This window comes from Carnobacterium sp., assembly GCF_032094055.1.
Lineage (GTDB): Bacteria > Bacillota > Bacilli > Lactobacillales > Carnobacteriaceae > Carnobacterium_A.
The window spans coordinates 3,027-3,302 of sequence record NZ_DAMDAK010000141.1 but is presented as its reverse complement, the minus strand read 5'-3'; the positions used below and the strand labels follow the sequence as shown (position 1 = coordinate 3,302).

General features: G+C 37.0%; 1 pseudogene. It reads right to left on the bottom strand.

What is annotated here, in order from left to right:
• Positions 1-276 (bottom strand): annotated as a pseudogene (locus RT405_RS13390) (ABC transporter permease subunit); the annotation flags it as partial.

Here is a 276-nt window from a genome sequence, read left to right as displayed (position 1 = left end):
CAATACTACTCTTCTTAAAATATGAAATTGAGATGCTCCAAGATTTTTTGCCGCCTCAGTCGTTTGGAAGTCAATTTTTTGCATGGCGTTGGCTAAAAATAAAACATGATTTGATGTACAAGCAAAAGTCATTACAAACACAACAGCCCAATAACCTTGGAACCAATCCGCATTATAATTCGTAAAAACAGACGACAACACTCTGGTCATAAAACCTGTTTCGCCGTAAATAAATTTATATCCCGATACCAATACCACACCGCTATAAACCAGGGT